A 24,327-nucleotide genomic window follows, 5' to 3' on the forward strand; every position below is an offset into this window, starting at 1 on the left:
AGGCCACCATACGTCGGGTTTGTCGGTATTTCGATGGCGCGGCCACCGTGATCTTCCGCCGGTTGTTCAGGCCGCGGTCCCCACTTCCGCCGAGCGCGGGTTGATCAGTACGACGTCGCAGGTCGCGTACCGCATCAGGGCCTGCCCGGCGCCGGCGTCCATCAGCGCGGTCAGCCCGCCGTGGGCGGGCGCCCCCACGACGATGGCGCGGGCCCCGGTGCGCTCCGCGTGCTCGGCGACCAGGCGGCCCGCATCCCCGTGGGCGGTGACGTTCCGCAGCACGTGGCCGACGGCCGGGATGCCGAGTGCGGTGAGCCGTTCCAGGTGCTCGCGGACGGCGGTCCGGGCGGACTCCAGGTCCTCGGCGCCGGTGGCCGCGTCACCCGCGACAGCGGACTCCTCGGCGTGGACGACGTACACCGTACGGCCGTTGATCGTCGCGAGGCGGCCGGCGGCCTCGGTGACGCGCCGCGCGTCGGGGGAGCCGTCCACGGCGGCGACGATGGCACCGCGGCCCGCGTCGCCGGGCACCGCGGCGCCGTGCTCGACCGGCACCAGCGACGCGGCGGCGCCGGTTCCGGGGGCGGCGTCGACCTGCTCGGCCTGGACCTTCTCGGCCTCCTTGAGCAGCCCGTGGGCCGTGGAGAGGATCGCGATGCCCAGCACGAGCGCCCCGGCGCCGATGTAGAACGGCACGTGGATCCCGAACGCCTCGACCAGCTTGCCCGCGGCGAACGGCGCCAGCCCGCCGCCGATGAAGCGGACGAAGCCGTACGAGGCGGCGGCGACGGCACGGTCGACGGGCGCGACGGTCATGACCGCCTGCGTCGTGACCGTGTTGTTCACCCCGATGAAGACTCCGGCGACGATCACGCATGCGATCAGCACGGCCCGCTCGTCGGTCCAGACGGCGATGGCCAGCACGGTGAGGGCGAACAGCGCGAGGTTGGCGTAGAGCGTCCGCGCGATGCCCAGCCGGGCCTGCAGCCGCGGGGCGCCGAAGACGGCGAAGACCGCGACGAGGGCGCCCCAGCCGGTGAAGACCAGGCCGAGCTGGATCGCGCCGAGGCCCATCGGGAAGGGCGCGTAGCCGAGCACGGTGAAGAACGCCCAGTTGTAGCAGAGGGCCGTCAGCGACATCGTCAGCAGCCCGCGGTGGCGCAGTGCGCGCAGCGGCTCGCCCAGTCCGGTCTTTCGGGCCGGCAGCGGTATCGGCTCCACGAGGACGACGGTGGCGATCAGCGCGATGGCCATCAGGACGGCGACGCCGTAGAACGGGCCGCGCCAGCTCACGTTGCCCAGCAGCCCGCCGAGCAGCGGGCCCACGGCGATGCCGACGCCCAGCGCGGTCTCGTAGAGGATGATCGCGCCCGCGAAGCCGCCGCTCGCGGAGGCCACGATCACCGCCAGCGAGGTGGCGATGAACAGGGCGTTGCCGATGCCCCAGCCCGCGCGGAAGCCGACGATGCCGCCGATACTCCCCGAGCCGCCGGCCAGGGCCGCGAACACCACGATCAGGGCGAGGCCCACGATCAGTGTCCGCTTGGCCCCGATCCGGCTGGAGACCCAGTTGGTGATGAGCATGGCGACCGCGGTCACCACCAGGTAGCTGGTGAACAGCAGCGTCACCTGACTGGGGGTGGCGTCCAGTTGCTCGGATATCGCGGGGAGGATCGGGTCGACCAGCCCGATCCCCATGAACGAGACCACACAGGCGAAGGCGACCGCGAACACGGCCTTCGGCTGTTTGAACGGATTCACGGAACGGGACGATTGCGCTTGCGCGGTCATGTGGCTGCTCCGACGTAGAACCGATGCCTGATCAATTGCTCCGATGGGTGGTGCGCGACGGGGCCGGGGGCTGCCCCAGCCGGGTCAGTGCCTCCACGGCCGGCAGCGCGGCCACCAGGGCCGACCGCTGGTCCGGGCTCAGCTGTTCCAGCAACTCCCCGAGCCGCTCGGCACGTACGGCGCGGCGCCGGGCGATGGCCTCCCGGCCCGCGTCGGTGATGTCGACGAGCACCACGCGCCCGTCCGACGGGTCCGCCGCGCGACCGGCGAGTCCCGCCTCGGTCAGCCGTGACACGACCTGGGTCATCGCCGGCTGGGTGACGCCCTCCAGGGCCGCCAGTTCGGTCAGCCGGAGCGGGCCGGACTGCTCCAGTGTGGACAGCGTCGCCACGGTGGTCAGTGACAGCTCGCTCGGCTGGCTGAGCCTGCGCAGCACGCGGTACAGCCGCTCCAGGGCCCGCGCCACGTCGACGGCGTGGCTGCGGTCCGGGTCGTCGCCGGGAAGATGCATAAGACATTTATATCACTGCCTTATGTATCAGGGCAGGGGCCACCCCGGAGCGCCGTGCGCGGGCGGGCACGAAGGAGGGCCGGGCACGCCTGCGACGGCGTGCCCGGCCCTCGTGTCCCCACCCGGGGCGGGGCGGGGAGGCTCAGAGCCCGTAACGCTCCCGGGCCTCCTGGACGGTCTCCCGCTTCACCTCGCCGCGCCCGGCGAGCGAGGCCAGCGCGGCGACGACCACCGACCGGGGGTCCACGCCGAAGTGGCGGCGGGCCGCCTCACGCGTGTCCGACAGGCCGAAGCCGTCGGTGCCGATCGAGTGCCAGTCCTGCGGCACCCACTGGCTGATCTGGTCCGGCACCGCGCGCATCCAGTCGCTCACCGCCAGCACCGGGCCCGGCGCACCCTCCAGCACGCGCGTGACGTGGGGGAGCGGCGCGTCCTCGCCGCGCAGCCGGGCCGCGTCGTACGCCAGACCGCCGCGGCGCAGCTCGCTCCACGAGGTCGCCGACCACACGTCCGCCGCCACGCCCCACTCCGCGGCCAGCAGCTGCTGCGCCTCCAGGGCCCAGTGGATCGCCGTGCCGGACGCCATCAGCTGCAGTCGCGGCGCGTCGGCGGGCAGCCCGGCCGTGTCGGCGGTCCGGAAGCGGTACAGGCCCTTGACGATGCCTTCCTCGATGCCCGGCTCGGCCGGCTCGGCCGGCATGACCGGCTGGATCTTGGGCTCGTTGTAGACCGTCAGGTAGTAGAAGACGTCCTCCGCGTCGGGGCCGTACATGCGGCGCAGGCCCTCGCGGACGATCACGCCGATCTCGTAGGCGAACGCCGGGTCGTACGAGAGCGCCGCCGGGTTGGTCGACGCGATCAGGTGCGAGTGGCCGTCGGCGTGCTGCAGGCCCTCGCCCGTCATCGTCGTACGGCCCGCGGTCGCCCCGACCAGGAAGCCACGGCCGAGCTGGTCGGCGAGGGCCCACATCTGGTCGGCGGTCCGCTGCCAGCCGAACATCGAGTAGAAGATGTAGAAGGGGATCATCGGCTCGCCGTGCGTGGCGTACGAGGTCGCCGCGGCGGTGAAGGAGGCCATCGAACCGGCCTCGGTGATGCCCTCGTTGAGGATCTGCCCGTTCTCCGCCTCCTTGTAGTACAGGAGCATGTCGCGGTCGACCGGGTCATAGGTCTGGCCGAGCGGCGAGTAGATGCCGGCGCTCGGGAAGAGCGACTCCATCCCGAAGGTGCGCGCCTCGTCGGGGACGATCGGCACCCAGCGGCGACCGCTCTCCTTCTCCCGCATCAGGTCCTTGAGCAGCCGGACCAGTGCCATCGTGGTCGCGATCTCCTGGCCGCCGGAGCCCTTGGCCAGCGCCTCGAAGGGCTTCGCGGACGGTTCGGGGAGCGCCACCGGGTGCACCCGGCGGGCCGGGGCGGGACCGCCGAGCTCGGCGCGGCGCTCCTGCAGGTAGCGGACCTCGGGGGAGTCGGCGCCCGGGTGGGCGTACGGCACCAGGTCGCCGGAGAGCGCGCTGTCCGGGATGGGCAGCTCGAGCAGGTCGCGCATGGTGCGGAACTCGGGGACCGTGAGCTTCTTCATCTGGTGGTTGGCGTTGCGCGACTCGAACCCGCGGCCCAGCGTCCAGCCCTTGACCGTCTGCGCGAGGATCACGGTCGGCGCGCCCTTGTGCGTGGTGGCCGCGCGGTAGGCGGCGTACACCTTGCGCGGCTCGTGGCCTCCGCGCGAGGTGTGGAAGCACTCGGTGATCTTGGCGTCGGTCAGCAGCTTCGCCATCTCGGCCAGCGCCGGGTCGGCGCCGAAGAAGTGCTCCCGGATGTAGGCGGCGTCGCGGGTGGCGTACGTCTGGAACTGGCCGTCGGGGACCTCGCGCAGCCGCCGGACGAGCGCACCGGTGGTGTCGAGGGCGAACAGCTCGTCCCAGGCGGAGCCCCACAGCGACTTGACGACGTTCCAGCCGGCGGCGCGGAACTTCGCCTCCAGCTCCTGGACGATCTTGAAGTTGGCGCGCACCGGGCCGTCGAGACGCTGCAGGTTGCAGTTGATCACGAAGGTCAGGTTGTCCAGCCCCTCACGGCCGGCGAGGCCGAGGGCGGCGGTCGACTCCGGCTCGTCCATCTCGCCGTCACCGAGGAAGGCCCACACGTGCGAGCCGGAGACGTCCTTGATGCCGCGGTGCGTCAGGTAGCGGTTGAAGCGCGCCTGCTGGATCGCGGCCAGCGGGCCGAGGCCCATCGACACGGTGGGGAACTCCCACAGCCAGGGCAGCCGGCGCGGGTGCGGATAGGACGGCAGGCCTTCGCCGCCGGCCTCCTGGCGGAAGTTGTCCAGCTGCTGCTCGGTCAGCCGGCCGTCGAGGAAGGCGCGGGCGTAGATCCCGGGGGAGGCGTGGCCCTGGACGTACAGCTGGTCGCCGGAGCCGTCGCCCTCCTTGCCGCGGAAGAAGTGGTTGAAGCCCGTCTCGTACAGCCAGGCCGCGGAGGCGAAGGTGGCGATGTGGCCGCCCAGGCCCAGACGGCTGCCGCGGGTCACCATGGCGGCGGCGTTCCAGCGGTTCCATCCGGCGATGCGCCGCTCCATCTCCGCGTCACCGGGGAGTTCGGGCTCCGCGGCGGTCGGGATGGTGTTGATGTGCTCGGTCTCCAGCAGCGACGGCACCGAGAGGCCGGACGCCTGCGCGTGGTCGAAGGTGCGGCGCATCAGGTAGGCCGCGCGCTCAGGGCCGGCGGCACGGGCGACCGCGTCGAGGGAAGCGGCCCATTCGCCGGTTTCCTCGGGGTCGGGGTCCGGCAGGTGATCAAGTGCGCTCAGCGTGGCGTCGGTCATGGTGAACGCCTTCCAGATGGTTCCGTGCGGGCAGGGTGTCCCCGTCTCTCACAGAATAAATCTGATCGATGATCGATCAAATACCCTGTGACGAGGGTCACAGGGCGGGGGACTCCGGTCCTCGGCGGTTTTCGGGGCGGGGTCAGCCGCCCTGCGGGGCACAGCCCAGCACATGCTCCTTGACCAGCTCGCCGACCCGCGGATCGTCCTTGCGGAAGGCCTCCACCACCGCCTGGTGCTCCGCGGCGTACAGCCGCTGGCGGGTGCCCAGCCAGCGGATCGACAGCGCCGTCCACACCTCGATGCCCAGCGACTCCCAGGTGTGCAGCAGCACGCTGTTGCCCGAGGCCCGCACCAGCTCGCGGTGGAACGCCACGGTGTGCCGCACCTGCGCCCCGGCGTCGCCCTCCGCGTCCGCCTCCTGCAGCAGGGCGACCTCGGCCTCCAGCGCGGACAGGTCCTGCCGCAGGCGGGGCGCTGCCAGCTCCGCGGCGATCTGCTCCAGGCCGGCCCGCACCGGGTAGATCTCCTCCAGGTCCGCGGCGGTCAGCCGGCGCACCCGCACGCCCTTGTTCGGGGCGGACTCGATCAGCCGCATGACCTCCAGCTCCCGCAGCGCCTCCCGCACGGGCGTCTGGCTGACCTCCAGCTCGGTGGCGATGCCCCGCTCGACGATCCGCTCCCCGGGCTTCCACCGCCCGCTGACGATGCCGTCCACGATGAACTCGCGGATCTGCTCGCGCAGAGAGCGGACGACGGGCGGCGCCATGGGGACTCCTCCGGAAAAGGGCAGCTGCCTAGACGATACGGCGACGGCGCCCTCCGGCGTTCCGGGACGGCGGCACCGGGTGCCGCCGCGCCCTCGGGCGAGGACGACCTCCACGCCGTCCTCGGCCGGCACCTCCAGGACCGGGCCGAAGCGGCTGTCCGGCGCCCCGCGGGAGTTCAGCGTGACGCCCAGCGCGAGGTGGCGGCCGGGCTCGTCGGTGACCTGCCTGCCGTCCGGCTCGTGCACGAGCCCGGCGGGACGGGCGGGACGCGTCGCGGCCACTGCCGCCCCATTGCTCCCCCGGAGAACCGGCCGCCCGCTCCCGACTACCCGAGATCGTAGGCGACCGTCACCGGCGCGTGGTCGGACCAGCGCTCGGGGTGGGTGTCCGCACGCTCGACCCGGGTGTGCGCCGCCCGGGCCGCCAGACCGCGGGTGGCGACATGGAGGTCGATGCGCCAGCCGCTGTCGTTGTCGAAGGCGCGGCCGCGGTAGGACCACCACGTGTACGGGCCCTCGCCCTCCGGGGTGAGGTGACGCACGACGTCGGCGTAACCGGCCTCGTCGTAGACGCGGGAGAGCCAGGCCCGCTCCTCGGGGAGGAAGCCGGCGTTCTTCTGGTTGGCCCGCCAGTTCCGCAGGTCGCGCTCGGTGTGCGCGATGTTCCAGTCGCCGCAGATCAGCACCTCGCGTCCGTCCGCGGCGGCCTTCTCCCGGAGCTTGACCATGTGCTCGAGGAACGCCTCCATGAAGCGCTCCTTCTCCTCCTGCCGCTCCGTGCCGACCTCGCCCGAGGGGAGGTAGAGGCTGGCGACCGTGACGCCCGGCAGCTCGATCTCCGCGTAGCGGCCGGAGCCGTCGAACTCCTCCGAGCCGAACCCGATCCGGCTCGCGGACGGCTCCCGCCGCGAGTAGAGGGACACCCCGGCCCGGCCCTTGGCGGCCGCCGGCGCGTGGAGCACGTGCCAGCCCTCGGGTGCGCGGACCTCCTCGGGCAGCTGCGCGGCCTCTGCGCGGACCTCCTGCAGGCACACCACGTCGGCCGTGGTCGCCTCCAGCCAGGGGAGGAAGCCCTTCTTGGCCGCGGCGCGCAGCCCGTTCACGTTCACGGTGGTCACGGTGAGCATGACGGGGACGATACCGGGCCGCCGGAGGGTGCCCGTACCGGGGCGTAGGCCGCACACCCGTACGATGTGCGGGTGGAGATCCGGAAGACGCGCTACGACCACCCCGACGCCGTGCTGCTGACCGAGCAGGTGCAGCAGGAGTACGTGGAGCGGTACGGCGGCCCCGACGCGACCGCGATGGACGCCGACCACTTCGACGGCCCGCAGGGTCAGTTCATGGTCGGCTACCTCGACGGCGCCCCCGTCGTGACCGGCGGCTGGCGCGGCCAGGACGCCTCCCCGGAGGGCTTCGAGGACGGCGACGCTGAGGTCAAGCGGATGTACGTCGTGCCGCAGGCCCGGGGCCGCGGATTCGCGCGCCGGATGCTCGCCGCCCTGGAGGCAGGCGCCGCCGCCGCGGGTCGCACCCGGATGGTGCTGGAGACGGGGCAGATGCAGCCCGAGGCGATCGCCCTGTACGCCTCGTGCGGCTACACGCCGGTGACCAAGTTCGGCCACTACAAGGACAGTCCGCTCAGCGTGTGCCTCGGCAAGTCGCTCCCGGCACCGGCCGAGGCGGCCGTTCCCGCGTAACCTTGGTCCATGATCGAGGAAAGCGCGTCCGCCCGTCTCGCGGCGGGCAAGTACCTACTGGTCACCACCTACCGACGGGACGGCCGTACCGTTCCCACCCCGGTCTGGGTGGTCCGCGACGGCGAGGCGCTCGGCGCGTGGACCGCGGCGGACTCCGGCAAGGTCAAGCGGATCCGCAACCGCGCCGACGTGCTGGTCGGCCCCTGCGACGTACGCGGCAACCCCACCGGGGAGCAGGTGCCCGCCCGGGCCGAGGTCCTCGGACCGGAGGAGACCGAGCGCTACCGCTCCCTGGTCGCCCGCAAGTACGGGCTGTTCGGCCAGCTGACCCTGTTCGGCAGCCGGCTGCGCCGCGGCCGCGAGGGCACCGTGGGCGTGCGGATCACCCTCACGTGAGCGGCGGTGTGCCGCGGCCGGGCGCCTGCACGGTGAGCGTCTGCCGCGACTGCTGCTGCGGTACGCAGAAGGTCCCCGGAGTCGACCACGGTGCTCAACTCGACCGGCTCCGGAGGGAACTCGCCGGCATCTGCCGGGTGCGTGTCACGCAGTGCCTCGACGTGTGCGAGCAGGCGAACGTCGTGGTCGTCCAGCCCTCGCCGCAGGCGCGCGCGGCCGGCGGGCGACCGGTCTGGCTGGGGCTGGTCAACGATGTCGGCGCCGTCGACGACATCGTCGCGTGGGTGCGCGCCGGGGGACCGGGGGTCGCCGCGCCGCCCGACGTGCTGGACCTCTACGCCATCGAGCCGCCCGGCGGCCGCGTCGTGGGTGCGGCGGACGCGGCGCCCTGAGAGGCCGGACACGGCAGGGGCCGTACGGGCTTCGTTGCCCGTACGGCCCGTGAACCGGCCGTGCCCGAGGGTCAGTCGATGCTCCGCAGGATGTGCGGCTCGTTCAGATCGTCCTCGTAGCCGGCCAGTCGGATCGGTGCCGACCTGGCCCAGACGTCCAGGTTCCGCACCTCCCGCTGTTGCGCGGGCTGATCGTCGGGCTCCTTGGGGAGCTGGTTCCGCTTTGACTTCTCGGGTGTCACCGCGCACTCCTTCGTGTCGGGTGAGCCGGACGCCGGCCCCGGCCGCTGCCGGACGCCGACCGCCCGGTCGGGCTGATGGCTGAGCGGACGCGGTGGCGCCGGTTGCGGAACCGGGCGGGGACCGCGGTGGGCGGTTCCTCCCGGGGCGGAGGCAGGGGGTGTTGGTGCTCCCCCGAGGGCCTTTCCGTCGGGAGAAGCCTATGCCCGCGGGCGGGGTGCCACCATCCCAATACGGCGCGCCCCGGCGACGACCACTCTTCCCGCGGACACCGGCGGGACGTCACCCGGTGTTCAACCGCTGCGCCGGGCCGCCTCGGTACGGGCGCAGGAGAGGATCGCCCACACCGCGCGACCGGTTCCGCGCGCCGGCGGACGCACGCCCCACCCTTCGGCCAAATGGGCGACGAGGGCGAGCCCGCGGCCGCTCTCGTCGCCGTCGGCGGCCGTGCGCGGCAGGGGGCCGGCGGGCCCGCGCCCCTCGTCGGCGACCTCGATGTGCAGCTTGCCGCCCGCCGTCCAGAGCCGGCACGCGACGTGGTCGCCGCCGCTGTGGACCACGGCGTTGGTGAAGAGTTCGCTCACCACGAGGCCGGCGTCGTCGTGCAGCCCCACCAGGCCCCATCCGCTCAGCGCGGAGCGCACCTGGCGGCGCGCGACGCCGACCGAAGAGGCCTGCGCCGGCAGTCGGAGCCGGAAGGTGTCCCGGGCGCTGATGGCATAGAGCACACACGTAACTATGGCCACTGCTTACACAGTAGGCAAGGGTCATTCTGCAAATTACACAATCGCCAGTAGCAGGGTGTGGGTTCCATTCCTGACATGGCACACTGCTGCCATGCGGGAATTGCAGCGTGGCTGAGGCAAGGGCGAGCGGGGCGCCGACCGTCCTCCGCGTGATCCTCGGCAAACGCCTCCACGACCTGCGGGAGAAGGCCGGTTGCTCGTACGAGCGGGCGGCGCGCGAGCTCGACGTCACCCATGCCACGGTGCGCCGGATGGAGAAGGCCGAGGTCGGCCTGCGCATCCCGTACGTGGAGAAGCTGCTGGCGCTGTACGGGGTCGACGCCGCCGAGGCGGCGACCTTCATCGACCTCGCCCGGCAGGGCAACCGTCCCGGCTGGTGGCACCGTTACCGCGACGTCCTGCCGTCCTGGTTCAGCGCCTTCGTGAGCCTGGAGGGCGAGGCGGCCATCATCCGTGCCTACGAGCCGCACTACGTCCCCGGACTGCTGCAGACCGAGGACTACGCGCACTCCGTGCTCAGGGCAGGCCGCCCCGGAGCCACCACGGAGGAACTCGAGCGCCTGGTCGAGCTCCGCCGGGAGCGGCAGTCGCTGCTCGCCCGGCCGGACGCCCCGCTGCTGTGGGTGGTCATGGACGAGACCGTGCTGCGCCGTCCCATCGGCAGCCCCGAGGTGATGCGCGCGCAGCTGGACCGGCTGGCCGGGGCGTGCGAGATGCCGCAGGTGAGACTGCAGATCATGCCCTTCGACGCCGGGCCGCACCCGGCGATGTACGGGCCGTTCCACATCTTCCGGTTCCAGATCCGCGAGCTGCCGGACGTCGTGTTCACCGAGAGCCTGGTGGGCGCCGCCTACCTGGACGACGTGGACGACGTCTCGACGTTCCTCGAGGCCCTGGACCGGATGTGCGCGCAAGCCGCGCCTGCACACAGCACCGCAGCCATCCTCGATGGCATCCGCAAGGAGATCTGACACACATGGACGACCGCATATACAACGGCATGCGCGCCCTCGACCTCGGCAGCGAGGGCTGGCACAAGCCGTGGAGCGGCGGCAACGGGGGAAGTTGCGTGGAGGCCATGAAACTGGCCGACGGCAGGGTCGCACTGCGGCAGTCCACCGACCCCGACGGGCCGGCACTCATCTACACGGACCACGAGATCAGGATGTTCATCGCGGGTGCAAAGGACGGGAAGGCCGACTTCCTGCTGTCCTGAGGCGCCGCATCGACAACTTCGAGTGAACGCAGCCCGCGCGGGCAACCGCGACGACCGACGGGCTGTCTCCAGCGGTGATCCGCCGGACGGACGGGACAAGGGGAGCAGCATGACCGGACAACTCGGACCGCTGTACGAACCGGGCGTGGCCTATGTGCGCATCGCCGCGGCCGACGCGGCGACCGCCCACAGGGTCGCCGACGTCATCGCCTCCCGGTATCCCGGGACCCGTCCGCCGCGGGTCACCACCAACGCGGACGGGCTGGTGGAGTTCGACCTGTACACGTACACCCTGGAGGAGGTCAGCCCCTCCGGCCCGTACGACGCCCAGGGCCCGGAGAGCTGCTAGGCGGGCCCCGGGCCCCGGGCGCGGACAGCGGAGCGTCTCAGCCCTGACCGGGGTGGAGGACGACCTTGGTGTAGCCCTCGATCCGCTTGTCGAACTTCTCGTACGCCGACGGCGCGTCCGTCAGGGGCAGCTCGTGGGAGACCACGAAGCTCGGACGGGCGCGACCCTCGATGATCATGTCGCGCAGCTGCCGGTTGTAGCGCTTGACGTTGCACTGCCCGGTGCCCAGCCGCAGGCCCTTCTCGAAGAGCCGGCCGATGGCGACCAGCAGCCGGCCGCTCTTTGCCTGCTCGTCCGGGCCGCCGGGGTCGGACGGCACGTACAGGCCGGGGATGCCGAGGGCGCCGGTGGGGCGCACGGTGTCGATCAGGGAGTTCAGCACCGCCGCGGGCTCCTCGCGGCCCGCGCCGCCGGCCTGGGCCTGGTAGCCGACCGCGTCGACGCCCTTGTCGGTGCCCTCGCCCTTCATGTGCTCCTTGATCTGGTCCACCGGACTGCCCTTGGTGAAGTCGATCGGGATCGCGCCGATCTCCTCGGCCTTCTGCAGCCGCTCCGGCACCCGGTCCACGACGAACACCTTGGCCGCCCCGCGCAGCATCGCCGAGTAGGCGGCCATCAGCCCGACCGGGCCGCCGCCGTACACCGAGACGCTCTCGCCGGGGGAGACCTGGGCGAGCTCGCACCCGTGGTAGCCGGTCGGGAAGATGTCGGCCAGGAGCACGAAGTCGGACTCGTTGGCGGTGCCCTCCGGCAGTTTCAGACAGTTGAAGTCCGCGTACGGAACGCGCACGTATTCCGCCTGACCGCCCGGCCAGGGGCCCATGGCCACATAGCCGTAAGCGCCTCCGGCGAACCCCGGATTGACCGTCAGGCAGTAGCCGGTGAAACCCGCCGAGCAGTTCTTGCAGAATCCGCAGGCGACGTTGAAGGGCATGACCACGCGGTCGCCCTGCTTGAGGGTGGTGACCCCTTCGCCGACCTGGTCGATGATTCCCAGGTTCTCGTGGCCGAAGACGATGCCGGGCTCCGCGGCGGTCCGGCCCTCGTACATGTGCAGGTCGGAGCCGCAGATCGCGGTGGAGGTCACCCTGACGACCACGTCGTTGGGGTGCTGCAGGCGCGGATTGTCGACTTCCTCGACGGCTACTTCGAACGGTCCTTTGTAGACGACGGCCTTCACGTGGACACCTCCGATTGGTGTCGGATTCATGGCTTACGTGACCTATTTCTCATGCTCCCTCCTTGGGCAGTACGAGACAAGCCAGCTATTCTTCACGTAAATATGTCGATTTGCGGTTGACCGCGGAGAAAGGCGGGAACAATGGCCCAGCGCTCAGGAACGCTGCTCGTCCCCGTGCCCGGCCTGTCCGGCACGCTGTACCCGGTCGGCACGCGCGTGGCCATCAGCGGTCTGGGCTCCTCCGTGGACGCCTTCGTGGACGGCGACTGGCTGCCGCTGTCGTGGTGGGAGTTCGCCGAGGGCCGCAACGACGACGTGTACGAGGGCCCCGCGGTCTGACGTCCCCGCCGGGCACACCCGGGCGTGGGAGGGGGCGAGTTGACGGCGCCCCCGCGACAAGGCCGTCACGTGGGACGTCCGCCCCGGCCAGGACCGGCCCCTGCACGGCGAGTTGAGGGACCCGGCGCCCAACCCGCGGCCGTGGCGGGGCGGATCGCCCCGGGCCGGACCAGGCCACGCCTCAGCCTGCCGCCACGGCCCGCGTGCCGAGTTCCGCGAGCCGCGCCAGGCGGCGGTGCGAGTCCAGCAGCGCCGACCGGTCGTAGCCGGCCGTGGTGACCAGCACCTCGTCCGCCGCGGTGCGTGCCACCAGGCCCGACAGCGCAGCCGCCACCTCGTCCCCGGTGCCGTGGACGCCGTTCGACAGCGTCCCCTCGAACACCTCGCGCTCGCGTGCCGTCATGCGCCCTACCGGCACCTCGTCCGGCGGCGCCAGCGGCGGGAACTCACCCTGCGTACGCGAGCGCGCCAGCGACCAGGCCTCGGAGACCAGCAGCCGCCGGGCGGCCTCCGTCGTCTCCGCGACGGACACGGGGGCCGACACCACGACGTACGGACGCGGCGCCCACGGCGACGGCCGGAACGCCGCGCGGTAGCCGTCGATCGCCTCCCGCATGCGCTCCTCGCCCCGCACCGCGGCGATCACCAGCGGCAGCCCGAACGCCGCCGCCGTGGCCGCCCCCGCCCCCGTGGCCAGTACGAACGCCGGGACGCGCATCCCCTCCGGCGGGCGCGGGTGCACCGCGCCGGGGCCCGCCGTGCCGGTGAAGTAGCCGAGCAGTTCGGCCAGCAGTTCCTCGAAGTCCCCGGCGGCGCGGGCATCGCGTCCCAGCGCCCGGCGCACTCCGTCCGTGAAGCCCACCGACCGCCCCAGCCCCATGTCGATCCGCCCGGGGAACAGGGACTCCAGCACGCCGAACTGCTCCGCCACCACCAGCGGCCGGTGGTTGGGCAGCATGACCCCGCCCGTGCCGACCCGGATCCGGGACGTGGCCGCGGCCACCGCCGCGGCCAGCACCGCGGGCGCGGACCCCGCCACGCCCGGCACCCCGTGGTGCTCCGACACCCAGAAGCGGTGGTAGCCCAGCTCCTCGGCGTGCCGCGCCAGCCACACCGTGTCCCGGAGCGCCTGCGCGGGCTGCGCGCCCTCGCGTACGGGCGAGCGGTCGAGGATCGAGAACGGAATCGGGGGCAGCTGCGGTGCGATCACCTCTGGTGCAACGTCCGCCGCGGCACGGGATTCCCGCGCCGCGGCGCCGCGGAGGCGGCCGCTCAGTCCTCCCGGCGGGCGTACGTCACGATCAGCACGCCGCTCTTGTGTGTCCGCACCTCGGTCACGTCGTACGCCTGCGGGGCGAAACCGCCTGCGAACAGCGGCACACCGGCGCCCGCGGCCACGGGGTTGATCTTGACGACCAGCTCGTCGATCTCCGTGCGCAGCGAGCCCGCCAGCCGGCCGCCCCCGCACAGCCAGATGCCCGCCCCCTCCTGTCGCCTGAGCTCGCGCACGAAATCCAGCGGGTCGCCCTGGACCAGCTCCACCTCGGGGTCCGGCTTCGCGGTCATGCTCCCCGACACCACGTACTGCCGCAGGTGCGGATACGGGCTGGTCACCCCGAACGGCAGCCCCACCTCGTAGGTGGCCCGGCCCATCAGCACAGTGTCGAACCGCCGGTTCGGCGCGTCGGCGATGCCCAGCGGGCCGCGGGCCTGCACCGGCAGGGTCTCCGGGTACTCCGCGAGGACCGTCTCCATGTGGTCGCCCACGGCCGCGAGGAAGTCGTACTCACCCTCCGGACCGGCCACGAAACCGTCGATCGTCGACGCCACGAAATACGTCAGCCTGCGCATGCTTCCCCCTGGTCCGCGATGGTCGTCAACCGGGGTCAAGCTAGCGTGCGATCGCGGCCCACCGCCACGCGATACCCCGACCCCCGGGGTAGATTCGGTGACGGACCGCGGGGACGACGGGGGATGGCGGAGGGTGCGATGACGGAAGCCGCGAGCGCGACGGACCGGCCCGGGACGCTGACGCTGGGCGGGGCGCGCGGGCGCTGGGTCCTCGCGGCGGTGGTCCTGGGATCGGGCATGACGCTCCTCGACAGCACCGTCGTGAACGTCGCCCTCCCGACGATCGGCAAGGACCTCGGGGCCACGCTCGCCGGCCTCCAGTGGACGATCAACGCCTACACCCTCACCCTCGCCGCGCTCATCCTGCTGGGAGGCTCGCTCGGCGACCGCTTCGGGCGGCGCAAGCTGTTCATGATCGGCACGGTGTGGTTCGCCCTGGCCTCCCTGCTGTGCGGCATCGCGCCGAGCATCGAGATGCTGGTCGGCGCCCGCGCCCTGCAGGGCGTCGGCGGTGCCCTCCTGACCCCCGGGTCGCTGGCCCTGATCCAGGCGTCCTTCGCCTCCCAGGACAGGGCCCGCGCGATCGGCGTGTGGTCGGGCCTGGGCGGCATCGCGGGGGCGCTGGGGCCGCTGCTCGGCGGCTGGCTGGTCGACGCCGTCAGCTGGCGCTGGGTGTTCTTCATCAACCTCCCGCTGGCGGCCCTGGTCGTCGCGGTCGCCGCCCGGCACGTCCCGGAGAGCCGCGGCGAGAGCGTCAGCGGCGGCTTCGACGTCGCGGGCGCGGTGCTCGGCGCGGTCGGCCTCGCGGGGGTCACCTACGCCCTGATCGCCGCCGGGGGGAGCCACCCGGACATCACCGCCGTCTGCGTCTCCGGCGTGGTGGGCCTGGCCGCGTTCGCCGGGTTCGTGGTGACCGAGCGGCGCAGCCGGCACCCGATGCTCCCGCCGAGGCTCTTCGCGAACCGCCAGTTCACCGCCGCGAACCTGGTCACCTTCGCGGTCTACGCGGCACTCGGCGGACTGTTCTTCTTCCTGGTGCTGGAACTGCAGACCGAAGCCGGCTACTCCCCGCTGGCCTCCGGGACGGCGCTGCTGCCGATCACGGTCATCATGCTGGCCCTGTCCGAGCGCGCGGGCCGGCTCGCCGAGCGCATCGGGCCGCGCATCCCCATGACGGTGGGCCCGGCGATCTCCGCCGTCGGCCTGCTGCTGATGCTGCGGATCGGCGCGGACGCGTCCTACGTCGCCGACGTCCTGCCCGCGGTGTGCGTCTTCGCCCTGGGCCTGGCGGCCACCGTCGCCCCCCTCACCGCCACCGTCCTCGGCGCCGCCGACGTACGCCTCGCGGGCACCGCGTCCGGCGTGAACAACGCGGTGGCGAGGGCGGCGGGCCTGCTCGCGGTGGCGGCCCTGCCGCTGATGGCCGGGCTCTCCGGCGACGACTACGAGGACCCGGCCGCCTTCGGCCACGGCTTCCGCGTCGCCGTCGTGATCTGCGCCGGGATGCTGGTGGCGGGCTCGCTGCTGGCCTGGTTCGGCATCCGCTCGGACGTCCTGCGGGAGACCCCGGAGGAGCCGGTGAAGCCGGCCCCGCCGTGCAGGCACTACTGCGCCATCGGCGCCCCGCCCCTGCAGTGCGGTGCGCAGTCCCGGACGGGAGAGGCGGCCGGCGGCGGGCCCGACATGCGCAAGGACGCTCCCCCTGGCGCGTGAACCGTGTGATGAGCCGTGGGGGCCCGGCCGGCTGGGCCGGTCCGGCCCGGGTCAGTACTCCTCGGACTCCGGTACGAGATGCATCGCGGCCTCCTCGGCGGAGGCGGCCGCCCCGTCGATGCCGATGTCCTGGGCGACCATGCCCTCGGTGTCGTAGTGCGCCCCCTCGTCGGGGGCGACCAGCCGCCCGGCGCGCGGCCCGCCGACCTCGCCGTCGATCAGCTCCCCGTCGGTGTCCCACGCGTCCCCGATGCCGTCCCCGTCGGGGATCGGCAGGTCCGGGAGCTCCTCGGCCAGGCGTTCGTCGAGCGTCTCGCCCTGCAGGCGGCCCGCCGCCGTGGTGGCGGGCTTGTTCACCGCCCAGGGCCGCTCCGGCGGTGAGTAGCCCTCGTCGAGTATCTGGTCGACACCGTGGTAGTCGAGGGTGTCCTCGGGCTCCAGCAGCCCGGCGTCGTCCTGGACCTCTGACCCGTCCGGCTGGTAGACCTCGTCACCCATCTCGTTCTCTCGCATGTCCGTCTCCTCGCTCACGCGCCGCCACCGCCTCGGCGCCGCCTTGCGGGCCGCGCGCCCCCTCTTCCCTCCACACTCTTCCGTCCGGACGCCGATCGCCACCCGGAAGCGTGAACAGGGCCGGTGCGGGAGTGTCCCCGGAGCTCCGCCCGCGGTCCCGTGCCCCGCCGCCCCGGCCGCGCCACCGTCGTGCTTGGCGGCGGCCGGGGCGGCGATCCGAAGACCCGGGGCTCCGGGGGTCAGCGTCCGGAGGACCGCCGGCCGACGGGACCGAAGTCGTCGTCGCACTCCAGGCCCGAGAACCCGCGGTCCAGACCCGAGAACCCGTGCGCAGGGCCCCGGACGACCCGGAAGGACGCGGTGGTCTGGGTACGCGGCGGGCACCGCAGCGTCACGGTGTACCAGCCGGGCCGGGTGTGCTTCGGCACCCGGAAGGTGCCCGCGAGCAGGCCGCTCCTGCCCAGGGGCAGCAGGTTGACCTGGCCGCCGGCTTCGGACTGGCCCTTGGAGTAGTTGGCGTCAGGGCCGCAGGCCGTGGTCGTGACCGTCAGCCGCATTCCGGGAACGGCGTAGTAGGGAGTGACCCAGGCGTCGGAGATATCGGTGGCCGAGGCATTGGGAACGGTGAGACCGATGACGGCCGCGGCCATGGCGACGCCGCCAAGAACGCGAGTTGTGGGCATGAGGCAGCCTCCAGGTGAACGGGCAGGTAAGAAGCGGTCTCAGCGCGATCCGCTCCACGCGGAGCAAAACAGCACCCAAGGGAGCCTGCCACCCGAGGGCGCTGCACACGGCGCCGCAGGCGGCCGTCAGCGGCCGCACCCTCGGTATGTCGCCGCAGGTCAGGAGCCATGCAACCGTTCCCCCGCGCAGAATGCCGGGCCTACCCGCAAACAGGTGACGTCGCGACAGACACCTTGCGTCGAAACATGATTGACGAATCGTCAGAAACTGGGGCGGTCATGCGTCCTTGTGGAGCCCGATCACCCCGCGCAGCGCGTCCCGTGCCTCGTGCGAGCTGCCGCCCTGCTCCAGCAGCGCGCCGGCGATCGCGTCCAGCTTCCGTTGGACGGCGTGCTCGGCGCGGCGTTCGGCGTTCTTGAGCAGGGCGAGCAGCAGCAGCGTGACCGCGGTCATCAGATCGGCCGCGAACAACTGCCACTTCAGGGGCAGCCCGAGGGCGTGGGCGACGAGGAAGCCGGCCACCAGGAGCAGGCAGACGCCGTAGAAGAGCGGCGACGCCGTGAAGTTGGACGCCGCCTCGGCGAGCCGCTCGAACCGGCCCCGTCCGGCCTCGTCCTCGGTCCGCTCGGCGGGATGCCGGAACGCCACACCGTCCTCCTGGGGTGTTCCTCGACGATGCGCCCGTGCGGCGCGCACGGGGCACCGGCCGGCCCGCGTCGGCGGACCGGCCGGAGCCCCGGCACGGTCAGCAGATGCGCGGCAGTTGCTCACCCAGCGGCAGATCGACCACCCGCGTCCCGCCCAGACCCGTACGGGCGACGACCATGCCCGCGTGGTCCGGCACGCACTCGCCGATGACGGCCGCGCCGGTGCCCAGCGGATGCGCGCGCATCGCGGCCAGCACCTCCTCGGCGACCGCGCGGGGCACGAAGGCGACGAGCCTGCCCTCGTTGGCGACGTACATCGGGTCCAGGCCCAGCACCGCGCAGGCGTTGGCCACCGCGGGCGGCACGGGCACCGCCCGCTCCTGCAGGACGACACCGACACCCGAGGCGGCCGCGATCTCGTTGAGAGCGGCCGCCAGCCCACCGCGTGTGGGGTCCCGCAGCACGTGCACGTCCGTGGTGACGCGCAGCACCGCCTCGACGAGCCCGCCGAGCGCCGCCGTGTCGCTCTCGATCTCGACCCCGAACTCCAGGCCCTCGCGCACGCTCATCACGGCGACACCGTGGGCCCCGATCGCCCCGCTGACGATGACCACGTCGCCAGGCGCCGCGCGCTGCGGACGGATGTCGACACCGTCGGGGATCAGCCCGATGCCCGCCGTGTTGACGTACAGCCCGTCCCCGTGGCCGGTCTCGACGACCTTGGTGTCGCCGGTGACGACCTCCACCCCCGCGGTGCGCGCGGCCGCGCCGAGCGCCTCGGCGACCCGGGCCACCAGCGACATCTCGACGCCTTCCTCCAGGATGAAGCCGCAGGAGAGGTAGGCGGCCCTGGCCCCGCTCATCGCCAGGTCGTTGACGGTGCCGTTGACGGCGAGGTCGCCGATGCTGCCGCCGGGGAAGAACAGCGGCCGCACCACGTACGAGTCGGTGGAGAACGCCAGCCGGGCGCCGCCCAACGAGACGGTCGCGGAGTCGGCGAGCCCGGACAGCACCTCCCCGCCGAAGGCGGGGGCGAAGACGTACCGGACGAGTTCCGCGGACAGCGCGCCCCCTCCGCCGTGCCCCATCACCACCCGCGGCTGGTCGCGCAGCGGGGCCGGACAGGTCCAGCCGGAGAAGTCCGGGGCGGCCAGGGTTTCTGCGATGTCAGCCAACGGGGCTCGCCTCCAGGGGTGCGCTGGTGCCGCCGAGCCGGCGGTAGAGGTAGTACGCGGCGCAGGCCCCCTCGCTGGAGACCATCGTGGCGCCGAGCGGGGTGCGGGGCGTGCAGACACCGCCGAACGCCTCGCACTCGTGCGGCTTGATCAGGCCCTGCAGCACCTCGCCGCTGCGGCACTCCGCCGGCTCCCGTGTGGCGATGCCGGTGACGGAGAACCGGTGCTCGGCGTCGTACTCCCGGTAGCGCTCCGACAGCCGCCAGCCGCTGTCGGGGATGACGCCGATCCCGCGCCAGGCCCGGTCGGTGACCTCGAAGACGTCCGCGAGCATCGCCTTGGCCGCGGGGTTGCCCTCCGGGCGGACGGCGCGCGGATAGGCGTTCTCCACCCGGTACTCGCCGTGTTCCAGCTGGCGCACCGCGCGGCGCACGCCCTCCAGGATGTCCAGCGGCTCGAAGCCGGTGACGACGATGGGCACGCCGAAGCCGTCCGCGAGCTCCGGGTACTCCGCCGTCCCCATCACGCTGCACACATGACCGGCCGCCAGGAACCCCTGCACGCGGCAGTCCGACGAGCGCATGATGGCCTCGATGGCCGGGGGGACGCGGACGTGGGACACCAGCAGGCTGAAGTTGGCGATGCCGAGCTTCCGCGCCTGGTACACCGTCATCGCGTTGGGCGGGGCGGTGGTCTCGAAGCCGATGCCGAAGAAGACGACCTCGTGGTCCGGGTTCTCCCGGGCGATGCGCAGCGCGTCCAGCGGGGAGTAGACGACGCGTACGTCGCCGCCCTCGCCGCGGACGCCGAAGAGGTCGCGCCCGGTGCCGGGGACGCGCAGCATGTCGCCGAAGGAGCAGAAGATCACCCCGGGGCGGGAGGCGATCTCCAGCGCCTTGTCGATGACCTCCAGCGGGGTCACGCAGACCGGGCAGCCGGGCCCGTGGATGAGTTCCACCTCCTTCGGCAGGAGCTGGTCGATGCCGTGCCGGATGATGGTGTGGGTCTGGCCGCCGCACACCTCCATCAGCGCCCAGGGCCTGGTCACCGTCGCGTGGATGTCGTCCAGCAGTCTCCGGGCCAGCTCCGGGTCCTGGAACTCGTCGATGTACTTCACCGCTCCGCCTCCGCCGTCGTTCCCGCCTCGGCGGCCGCCTGCTGCCAGGGGTCGCCGAACTCCTCCTCCAGCAGCCCGAGGTTCCCGAAGAGGGCGAGCGTCTGCCGCGCGGACTCCTCGTCGAGCCGTTGCAGCGCGAAACCGACGTGGACGATGGCGTACTCGCCGACCTGGAGGTCGGGCAGGTACTCCAGGCACACGTCCTTCACCACGCCGCCGAAGTCGACGACCGCCATCTTGGTGCCGTCACGTTCCTCGATCTCCAGCACCTTGCCGGGTACCGCCAGGCACATCAGCTGTCTCCTCGCTGTGGGTGGGGGGTCGGGGGGCCGCCGCGGGCGGCGACGACGAGCTGGCCGAGTGCCAGGCCTCCGTCGTTGGGCGGTACGAGCCGATGGCGCAGCACCGTGAACCCGTCCGCGCACAGGTCCCGCGCGCACGCGGACGACAGCAGCGCGTTGGCGAAGACACCGCCGCTGAGCGCCACCGTCGTGATCCCGTCGCGTTCCCGTACGGCGGCGCACACCCGCCGGACGAGTTCGGTCACCGCCCGGTGGAAGCGTCCGGCGATCACCCCGGTGGGCACCCCCGCGCCCAGGTCGGCGACGACGGCCGCCAGCACCGGGCCGGGGTCGCAGGCGGTCGCCCCGCCGGCGCCGGCGCCCGGGCGCAGCGCGAAGGAGTAGCCCTCGGCGGGCAGGCCGCCCGCCGCCACGGCCGCCGCCTCCAGCTCGACGGCCGCCTGCGCCTCGTAGCCCGCCCGGTGGCACACCCCGGACAGCGAGGCGACGGCGTCGAAGAGCCGGCCCATGCTGGAGGTCGGGACGCATTGCAGCCCGCGCTCCAACTGGGCCGCCAGCACGGTCCGTTCGTCCTTCGGGCAGGCGTCCGTGCACGGCAGGCCGGGTGCCCACGGGAGGCCGGCCGCCCGCAGATGCGCCAGCGCCATGCGGTAGGGGCGGCGCACGGCCGCGTCCCCGCCGGGCAGCGGCACGTACGCCAGGTGCGCGGACCGCCGGAAGCCGTTGTAGCCGGCGAGCAGGAACTCACCGCCCCAGACCGCGCCGTCGTCACCGTGGCCCGTGCCGTCGAAGGCGACGCCGATCACCGGGCTCGTGCCGTCCAGCCCCGCCTCGGCCATCGCCGCCGCGACGTGCGCGTGGTGGTGCTGCACCTGCCGCAGCGGCCGGTCGCCGGCGGCGCGCCGGGCCCAGCCCACCGAGCGGTAGCCGGGGTGCCGGTCCGCTGCCAGCAGTACGGGCCTGACCCCGGTGATCTCCTCCAACTGCCGTTCGGCGTCGGTGAAGGCCGTCAGCGTCGCCAGGTCGTCCATGTCGCCGACGTGGGCCGACAGCCAGGCGTGCCGGCCCTCTCCCACGCAGAAGGTGTTCTTCAGGTCGCCGCCCACGGCGAGCGCCGGGGCCACCGGCACGGGCAGCGGCACGGGGAAGGGCGCGTAGCCGCGCGAGCGCCGCACGGGAAGTTCCGCGCCGTCGCAGATCCGCACCACCGAGTCGTCGCACGGCACATGGATGGGCCGGTCGTGCGTCAGCCAGGCGTCGGCCAGTCCCGCCAGCCGTTCCAGCGCCTGTTCGTCGTCCGTGACGATGGGCTCCCCGCCCAGATTGCCGCTGGTCATCACCAGCAGCCGGGGCCCCGGCGGGTCGCCCGGCAACCCCAGCAGCAGATGGTGGACCGGCGTGTACGGCAGCATGACCCCGAGGTCGGCCACCCGAGGGGCCACGGCCTCCGCCACCTCACGTGCCTCCGGACGCCGCCGCAGCAGGACGATCGGCCGGCGTGCGCCGGTCAGCAACTCCCGCTCCTCCGGACCGAGATGGGCCAGCCGCTCGATGTCCGCGAGATCCCGTGCCATCAGGGCGAACGGCTTGTCGCCGCGGTCCTTGCGGGCCCGCAGCAGCCGCACGCTCTCCTCGTTGCCCGCGTCGCAGGCCAGGTGGTAGCCGCCCAGGCCCTTCACCGCGACGACCGCGCCCGCCGCCAGCAACCGCCGCGCCTGCGCGACCGGTTCGCCCCGCTGCCCCGTCCGGTCCGTGCGGGACAGGACCAGCCGCAGCCGGGGACCGCAGTCGTGGCAGGAGACCGGCTGCGCGTGGAAGCGCCGGTCGGCGGGATCCTCGTACTCGGCCAGGCACTTCGCGCACATGGGGAAGCGGGCCATCGTGGTGTTGGGACGGTCGTACGGCAGGCCGGTGACGATCGTGAAACGCGGCCCGCAGTGCGTGCAGGTGATGAACGGGTGCCGGTGGCGGCGGTCGCCGGGGTCGCGCAACTCGGCCAGGCACGCCTCACAGGTGGCGGTGTCGGGGGAGACCAGGGTGCGCGAGGCCCCGTCGCCGGGGCGGGACGGGCTGATCGTGAAGTCCGTGCCGCCCGTCGGGGGGACGGGACCGTGGGACACCGACTCCACCACCGCGAGCGGGGGCGCTTCCGCACCGATCCGGTCGCAGAAGGCCGCGACCGCGCCGGGGGCGCCCTCGACCTCGGCGACCACCCCGTCACCGGTGTTGCCGACGTGGCCCGCCAGCCCCAGTTCACGGGCGAGACCGAACACGAACGGCCGGAAGCCGACCCCCTGCACGACCCCCCGGACCAGCACCCGGCGGCGCTGCGCGGTCCGGGCCGCGGGCCCCGGCTGACCCGGCATCAGTGCGTGTGGTCCACGGAGCGGGTGTGCCCGGCGGCATCCTCGTGCGGGTGCTCGTGCGGGTGCTCGTGGGAGTGGGCGTGTCCGTGCTCGTGCGTGTGGCCGTGCTGGACGGCGGTGCGCGCCATCACCGGACGGTGCACCGCGGCCCCGGCGTGCACGGCCAGCGCCCGCTCCAGCAGCACGCCCGCGCCGTCGCCGTCCCGCGAGGAGGTACGGACGACCTCCACGCCCGGGTTGACCTGGGCCACGGCCGCGAGGAAGGCCGGCTCGTCGAAGCCGACCGCCCCGGCGATGTCGTACTTCGTCACGAGCACCAGGTGCGCCAGCCCGAAGGCCGTCGGGTACTTCAGCGGCTTGTCCTCGCCCTCGGTGACCGAGGCGAGCACGACGCGCAGCGACTCACCGAGGTCGTACGAGGCGGGGCAGACCAGGTTGCCGACGTTCTCCACGAACAGCAGGTGCGTGCCTTCCGGGAGCCAGGTGTCGACGTGCGACCGCACCATCGCCGACTCCAGGTGGCACAGCCCGTCGGTGAGCACCTGCCGCACCGGGGCGCCGGAGCGGGCCAGCCGGGTCGCGTCGTTCTCGGTGGCGAGGTCGGCGGTGAGCGCCGCCACCGGCACCCCGCGCAGCCGGGCCAGCCCGAGTTCCGATTCCAGCAGCGCGGTCTTGCCGCTGCCCGGGCTCGACAGCAGGTTCACCATGACGGTCCCGCGCGCGGCGAGTTCCTCCCGCAGTTCCTGCGCGCCGCGGTCGTTCCTGGCGAGCACGGACTGCCGCAGATCGGTCACTTTGCACATGGTTCTCAGCGCTCCTCGGGGAGTGTGGCGACCGGACGGCGCTGCTCGGCCCACCGCACCTCGGTGATCCGCAACTCACGGCCCGCCAGCAGTTCCGTCGCCGCGCCGTCGCAGCCGGGACAGCTCAGCCGCGGGGGCATGCCGGTGGGCCAGTCCCGCGCGCAGCGCGCGCAGCGGGCCCGGCCGGGTACGGTCTCGGTGATGAGGGCGGCGCCCTCCAGGACGGTGCCGGTGCAGGCGAGGTCGAAGCTGAAGGCGAGGGCGTCCGCCACGACGCCGGCGAGTTCGCCGACCTCCAGGTGGACGGACTCCGCGGAGGGTGCCCCGCCCGTGCCGTCCGCGAGCCGGGCGGCGGCCTCCTCGACCTGCTCCACCACCGCCACTGCGATGGACATCTCGTGCATCGGTCTCTTCTCCGGTGTGCGGGCCCGGGGCTGCCGGTGGGCCGGGTGGGCCGGTGGGCGGCGCCGGCGGCTCACGCGGCTCCATTGAAGGCCCGCCGCCGGGGGCACCCGGCCCGCCACGCCGCCCGTCCGGCGACGGCCTACCCGTTCGGGCTCACATCGACCGGATGTGCAGGTAGCGCTTGACGTCGGGCAGGACGCGGGACATGGCGAAGACGGCCACGGCCGCGCCCACCGCGCTCAGGGCGATCTTCCACATGGCGGGGTGCTCCTTTCTGGTCGTTGCTGTGTTTCGG

At 73.0% G+C, this 24,327-nt stretch carries 28 protein-coding genes; 8 read left to right on the forward strand and 20 right to left on the reverse strand.

The features are described from left to right. Positions 1 to 66: 66 nt before the first annotated feature. The 5 genes from OIE69_RS36905 to OIE69_RS36925 form a co-directional block, all read right to left on the reverse strand. Positions 67 to 1,791 carry an MFS transporter gene (locus tag OIE69_RS36905; protein ID WP_326579137.1) on the reverse strand — a complete coding sequence of 575 codons (1,725 nt, stop codon included), beginning with the start codon at positions 1,789 to 1,791 and terminating at the stop codon, positions 67 to 69. A gap of 31 nt (positions 1,792 to 1,822) precedes the next feature. Beyond that, positions 1,823 to 2,302: a MarR family winged helix-turn-helix transcriptional regulator gene (locus OIE69_RS36910; RefSeq protein WP_326579139.1), complete on the reverse strand. Its 480-nt coding sequence runs from the start codon at positions 2,300 to 2,302 to the stop codon at positions 1,823 to 1,825. 142 nt (positions 2,303 to 2,444) lie between these two features. After that, complete coding sequence (gene aceE, locus OIE69_RS36915; protein ID WP_326579141.1) at positions 2,445 to 5,129, reverse strand: pyruvate dehydrogenase (acetyl-transferring), homodimeric type; 2,685 nt, start codon at positions 5,127 to 5,129, stop codon at positions 2,445 to 2,447. Between the two features lie 142 nt (positions 5,130 to 5,271). Further along, positions 5,272 to 5,898, reverse strand: coding sequence for a GntR family transcriptional regulator (locus OIE69_RS36920; RefSeq protein WP_326581518.1), 627 nt, complete (start codon positions 5,896 to 5,898; stop codon positions 5,272 to 5,274). 326 nt (positions 5,899 to 6,224) lie between these two features. Then, positions 6,225 to 7,025 (reverse strand): exodeoxyribonuclease III, encoded by an 801-nt coding sequence (locus OIE69_RS36925; RefSeq protein ID WP_326579143.1) that lies wholly within the window; start codon positions 7,023 to 7,025, stop codon positions 6,225 to 6,227. Between the two features lie 72 nt (positions 7,026 to 7,097). Between OIE69_RS36925 and OIE69_RS36930 the strand changes: the two genes are divergently transcribed. Genes OIE69_RS36930 through OIE69_RS36940 form a run of 3 tightly spaced genes read left to right on the forward strand, consistent with a single transcriptional unit; the run spans position 7,098 to position 8,386 of the window. Beyond that, positions 7,098 to 7,598 (forward strand): GNAT family N-acetyltransferase, encoded by a 501-nt coding sequence (locus OIE69_RS36930; protein ID WP_326579145.1) that lies wholly within the window; start codon positions 7,098 to 7,100, stop codon positions 7,596 to 7,598. 9 nt (positions 7,599 to 7,607) lie between these two features. Beyond that, a complete protein-coding gene (locus OIE69_RS36935) occupies positions 7,608 to 7,994 on the forward strand; it encodes a PPOX class F420-dependent oxidoreductase (RefSeq protein WP_326579147.1) in 387 nt (128 codons plus the stop codon). Beyond that, positions 7,991 to 8,386, forward strand: a complete 396-nt coding sequence (locus OIE69_RS36940) for a (2Fe-2S) ferredoxin domain-containing protein (protein WP_326579149.1) — start codon at positions 7,991 to 7,993, stop codon at positions 8,384 to 8,386. Before OIE69_RS36935 ends, OIE69_RS36940 begins: the two co-directional genes overlap by 4 nt. 71 nt (positions 8,387 to 8,457) lie before the next feature. Here OIE69_RS36940 and OIE69_RS36945 read toward each other — a convergent pair whose 3' ends face one another. Continuing rightward, a complete protein-coding gene (locus OIE69_RS36945) occupies positions 8,458 to 8,628 on the reverse strand; it encodes a hypothetical protein (RefSeq protein WP_018560806.1) in 171 nt (56 codons plus the stop codon). Between the two features lie 291 nt (positions 8,629 to 8,919). Next, on the reverse strand, positions 8,920 to 9,354 hold the full coding sequence (locus tag OIE69_RS36950) for an ATP-binding protein (protein WP_326579152.1): 435 nt from the start codon (positions 9,352 to 9,354) through the stop codon (positions 8,920 to 8,922). 125 nt (positions 9,355 to 9,479) lie between these two features. On the opposite strand from OIE69_RS36950, the gene OIE69_RS36955 reads away from it, so the two are divergent. From OIE69_RS36955 to OIE69_RS36965, 3 genes are all read left to right on the forward strand, one after another. Continuing rightward, positions 9,480 to 10,343: a helix-turn-helix domain-containing protein gene (locus tag OIE69_RS36955; protein ID WP_326579154.1), complete on the forward strand. Its 864-nt coding sequence runs from the start codon at positions 9,480 to 9,482 to the stop codon at positions 10,341 to 10,343. Positions 10,344 to 10,348: 5 nt separating this feature from the next. Further along, positions 10,349 to 10,588 carry a DUF397 domain-containing protein gene (locus OIE69_RS36960; RefSeq protein WP_326579156.1) on the forward strand — a complete coding sequence of 80 codons (240 nt, stop codon included), beginning with the start codon at positions 10,349 to 10,351 and terminating at the stop codon, positions 10,586 to 10,588. A 109-nt stretch (positions 10,589 to 10,697) separates the two neighbouring features. Then, on the forward strand, positions 10,698 to 10,937 hold the full coding sequence (locus OIE69_RS36965) for a hypothetical protein (RefSeq protein ID WP_018560802.1): 240 nt from the start codon (positions 10,698 to 10,700) through the stop codon (positions 10,935 to 10,937). Positions 10,938 to 10,974: 37 nt separating this feature from the next. On the opposite strand, the gene OIE69_RS36970 is transcribed toward OIE69_RS36965, so the two are convergent. Further along, positions 10,975 to 12,117 carry a glutathione-independent formaldehyde dehydrogenase gene (locus OIE69_RS36970; RefSeq protein WP_326581519.1) on the reverse strand — a complete coding sequence of 381 codons (1,143 nt, stop codon included), beginning with the start codon at positions 12,115 to 12,117 and terminating at the stop codon, positions 10,975 to 10,977. A gap of 141 nt (positions 12,118 to 12,258) precedes the next feature. Here OIE69_RS36970 and OIE69_RS36975 point away from each other — a divergent pair, with 141 nt between their 5' ends. Next, positions 12,259 to 12,456 carry a hypothetical protein gene (locus OIE69_RS36975; RefSeq protein ID WP_018560800.1) on the forward strand — a complete coding sequence of 66 codons (198 nt, stop codon included), beginning with the start codon at positions 12,259 to 12,261 and terminating at the stop codon, positions 12,454 to 12,456. Positions 12,457 to 12,637: 181 nt separating this feature from the next. Here OIE69_RS36975 and OIE69_RS36980 read toward each other — a convergent pair whose 3' ends face one another. Beyond that, positions 12,638 to 13,666 carry an MsnO8 family LLM class oxidoreductase gene (locus tag OIE69_RS36980; protein ID WP_326579160.1) on the reverse strand — a complete coding sequence of 343 codons (1,029 nt, stop codon included), beginning with the start codon at positions 13,664 to 13,666 and terminating at the stop codon, positions 12,638 to 12,640. A 62-nt stretch (positions 13,667 to 13,728) separates the two neighbouring features. Further along, a complete protein-coding gene (locus tag OIE69_RS36985; RefSeq protein ID WP_326579162.1) occupies positions 13,729 to 14,307 on the reverse strand; it encodes a dihydrofolate reductase family protein in 579 nt (192 codons plus the stop codon). A gap of 138 nt (positions 14,308 to 14,445) precedes the next feature. Here OIE69_RS36985 and OIE69_RS36990 point away from each other — a divergent pair, with 138 nt between their 5' ends. Then, positions 14,446 to 16,020: a DHA2 family efflux MFS transporter permease subunit gene (locus OIE69_RS36990; protein WP_326579164.1), complete on the forward strand. Its 1,575-nt coding sequence runs from the start codon at positions 14,446 to 14,448 to the stop codon at positions 16,018 to 16,020. Between the two features lie 51 nt (positions 16,021 to 16,071). On the opposite strand, the gene OIE69_RS36995 is transcribed toward OIE69_RS36990, so the two are convergent. From OIE69_RS36995 to OIE69_RS44845, 10 genes are all read right to left on the reverse strand, one after another. Continuing rightward, on the reverse strand, positions 16,072 to 16,533 hold the full coding sequence (locus OIE69_RS36995) for a DUF5709 domain-containing protein (RefSeq protein ID WP_089227292.1): 462 nt from the start codon (positions 16,531 to 16,533) through the stop codon (positions 16,072 to 16,074). A 239-nt stretch (positions 16,534 to 16,772) separates the two neighbouring features. Beyond that, positions 16,773 to 17,216, reverse strand: coding sequence for a sortase (locus tag OIE69_RS37000; protein WP_326579168.1), 444 nt, complete (start codon positions 17,214 to 17,216; stop codon positions 16,773 to 16,775). A gap of 277 nt (positions 17,217 to 17,493) precedes the next feature. Beyond that, positions 17,494 to 17,865 (reverse strand): low affinity iron permease family protein, encoded by a 372-nt coding sequence (locus OIE69_RS37005; RefSeq protein WP_326579170.1) that lies wholly within the window; start codon positions 17,863 to 17,865, stop codon positions 17,494 to 17,496. A gap of 97 nt (positions 17,866 to 17,962) precedes the next feature. Beyond that, positions 17,963 to 18,952 (reverse strand): hydrogenase expression/formation protein HypE, encoded by a 990-nt coding sequence (gene hypE, locus OIE69_RS37010; RefSeq protein WP_326581520.1) that lies wholly within the window; start codon positions 18,950 to 18,952, stop codon positions 17,963 to 17,965. 79 nt (positions 18,953 to 19,031) lie between these two features. Next, the gene (gene hypD / locus OIE69_RS37015) at positions 19,032 to 20,156 is read right to left on the reverse strand and encodes a hydrogenase formation protein HypD (protein WP_326579172.1); all 1,125 of its coding nucleotides are present in this window, start codon (positions 20,154 to 20,156) and stop codon (positions 19,032 to 19,034) included. Further along, complete coding sequence (locus OIE69_RS37020) at positions 20,153 to 20,449, reverse strand: HypC/HybG/HupF family hydrogenase formation chaperone (RefSeq protein ID WP_018560791.1); 297 nt, start codon at positions 20,447 to 20,449, stop codon at positions 20,153 to 20,155. The genes hypD and OIE69_RS37020 overlap by 4 nt, the downstream gene beginning before the upstream one ends. Continuing rightward, on the reverse strand, positions 20,449 to 22,824 hold the full coding sequence (gene hypF, locus OIE69_RS37025; RefSeq protein ID WP_326579175.1) for a carbamoyltransferase HypF: 2,376 nt from the start codon (positions 22,822 to 22,824) through the stop codon (positions 20,449 to 20,451). The genes OIE69_RS37020 and hypF overlap by 1 nt, the downstream gene beginning before the upstream one ends. Then, positions 22,824 to 23,627 (reverse strand): hydrogenase nickel incorporation protein HypB, encoded by an 804-nt coding sequence (gene hypB, locus OIE69_RS37030; RefSeq protein WP_326579177.1) that lies wholly within the window; start codon positions 23,625 to 23,627, stop codon positions 22,824 to 22,826. Before hypB ends, hypF begins: the two co-directional genes overlap by 1 nt. A gap of 5 nt (positions 23,628 to 23,632) precedes the next feature. Then, entirely contained in the window at positions 23,633 to 24,031 is a 399-nt protein-coding gene (locus OIE69_RS37035) for a hydrogenase maturation nickel metallochaperone HypA/HybF (RefSeq protein WP_326579179.1), read from the reverse strand. Between the two features lie 154 nt (positions 24,032 to 24,185). Continuing rightward, positions 24,186 to 24,290 (reverse strand): DUF6893 family small protein, encoded by a 105-nt coding sequence (locus OIE69_RS44845; protein WP_392567614.1) that lies wholly within the window; start codon positions 24,288 to 24,290, stop codon positions 24,186 to 24,188. Between the last annotated feature and the right edge of the window lie 37 nt (positions 24,291 to 24,327).

This window comes from Actinacidiphila glaucinigra (assembly GCF_035918135.1).
Classification (GTDB): Bacteria; Actinomycetota; Actinomycetes; order Streptomycetales; family Streptomycetaceae; genus Actinacidiphila; species Actinacidiphila glaucinigra.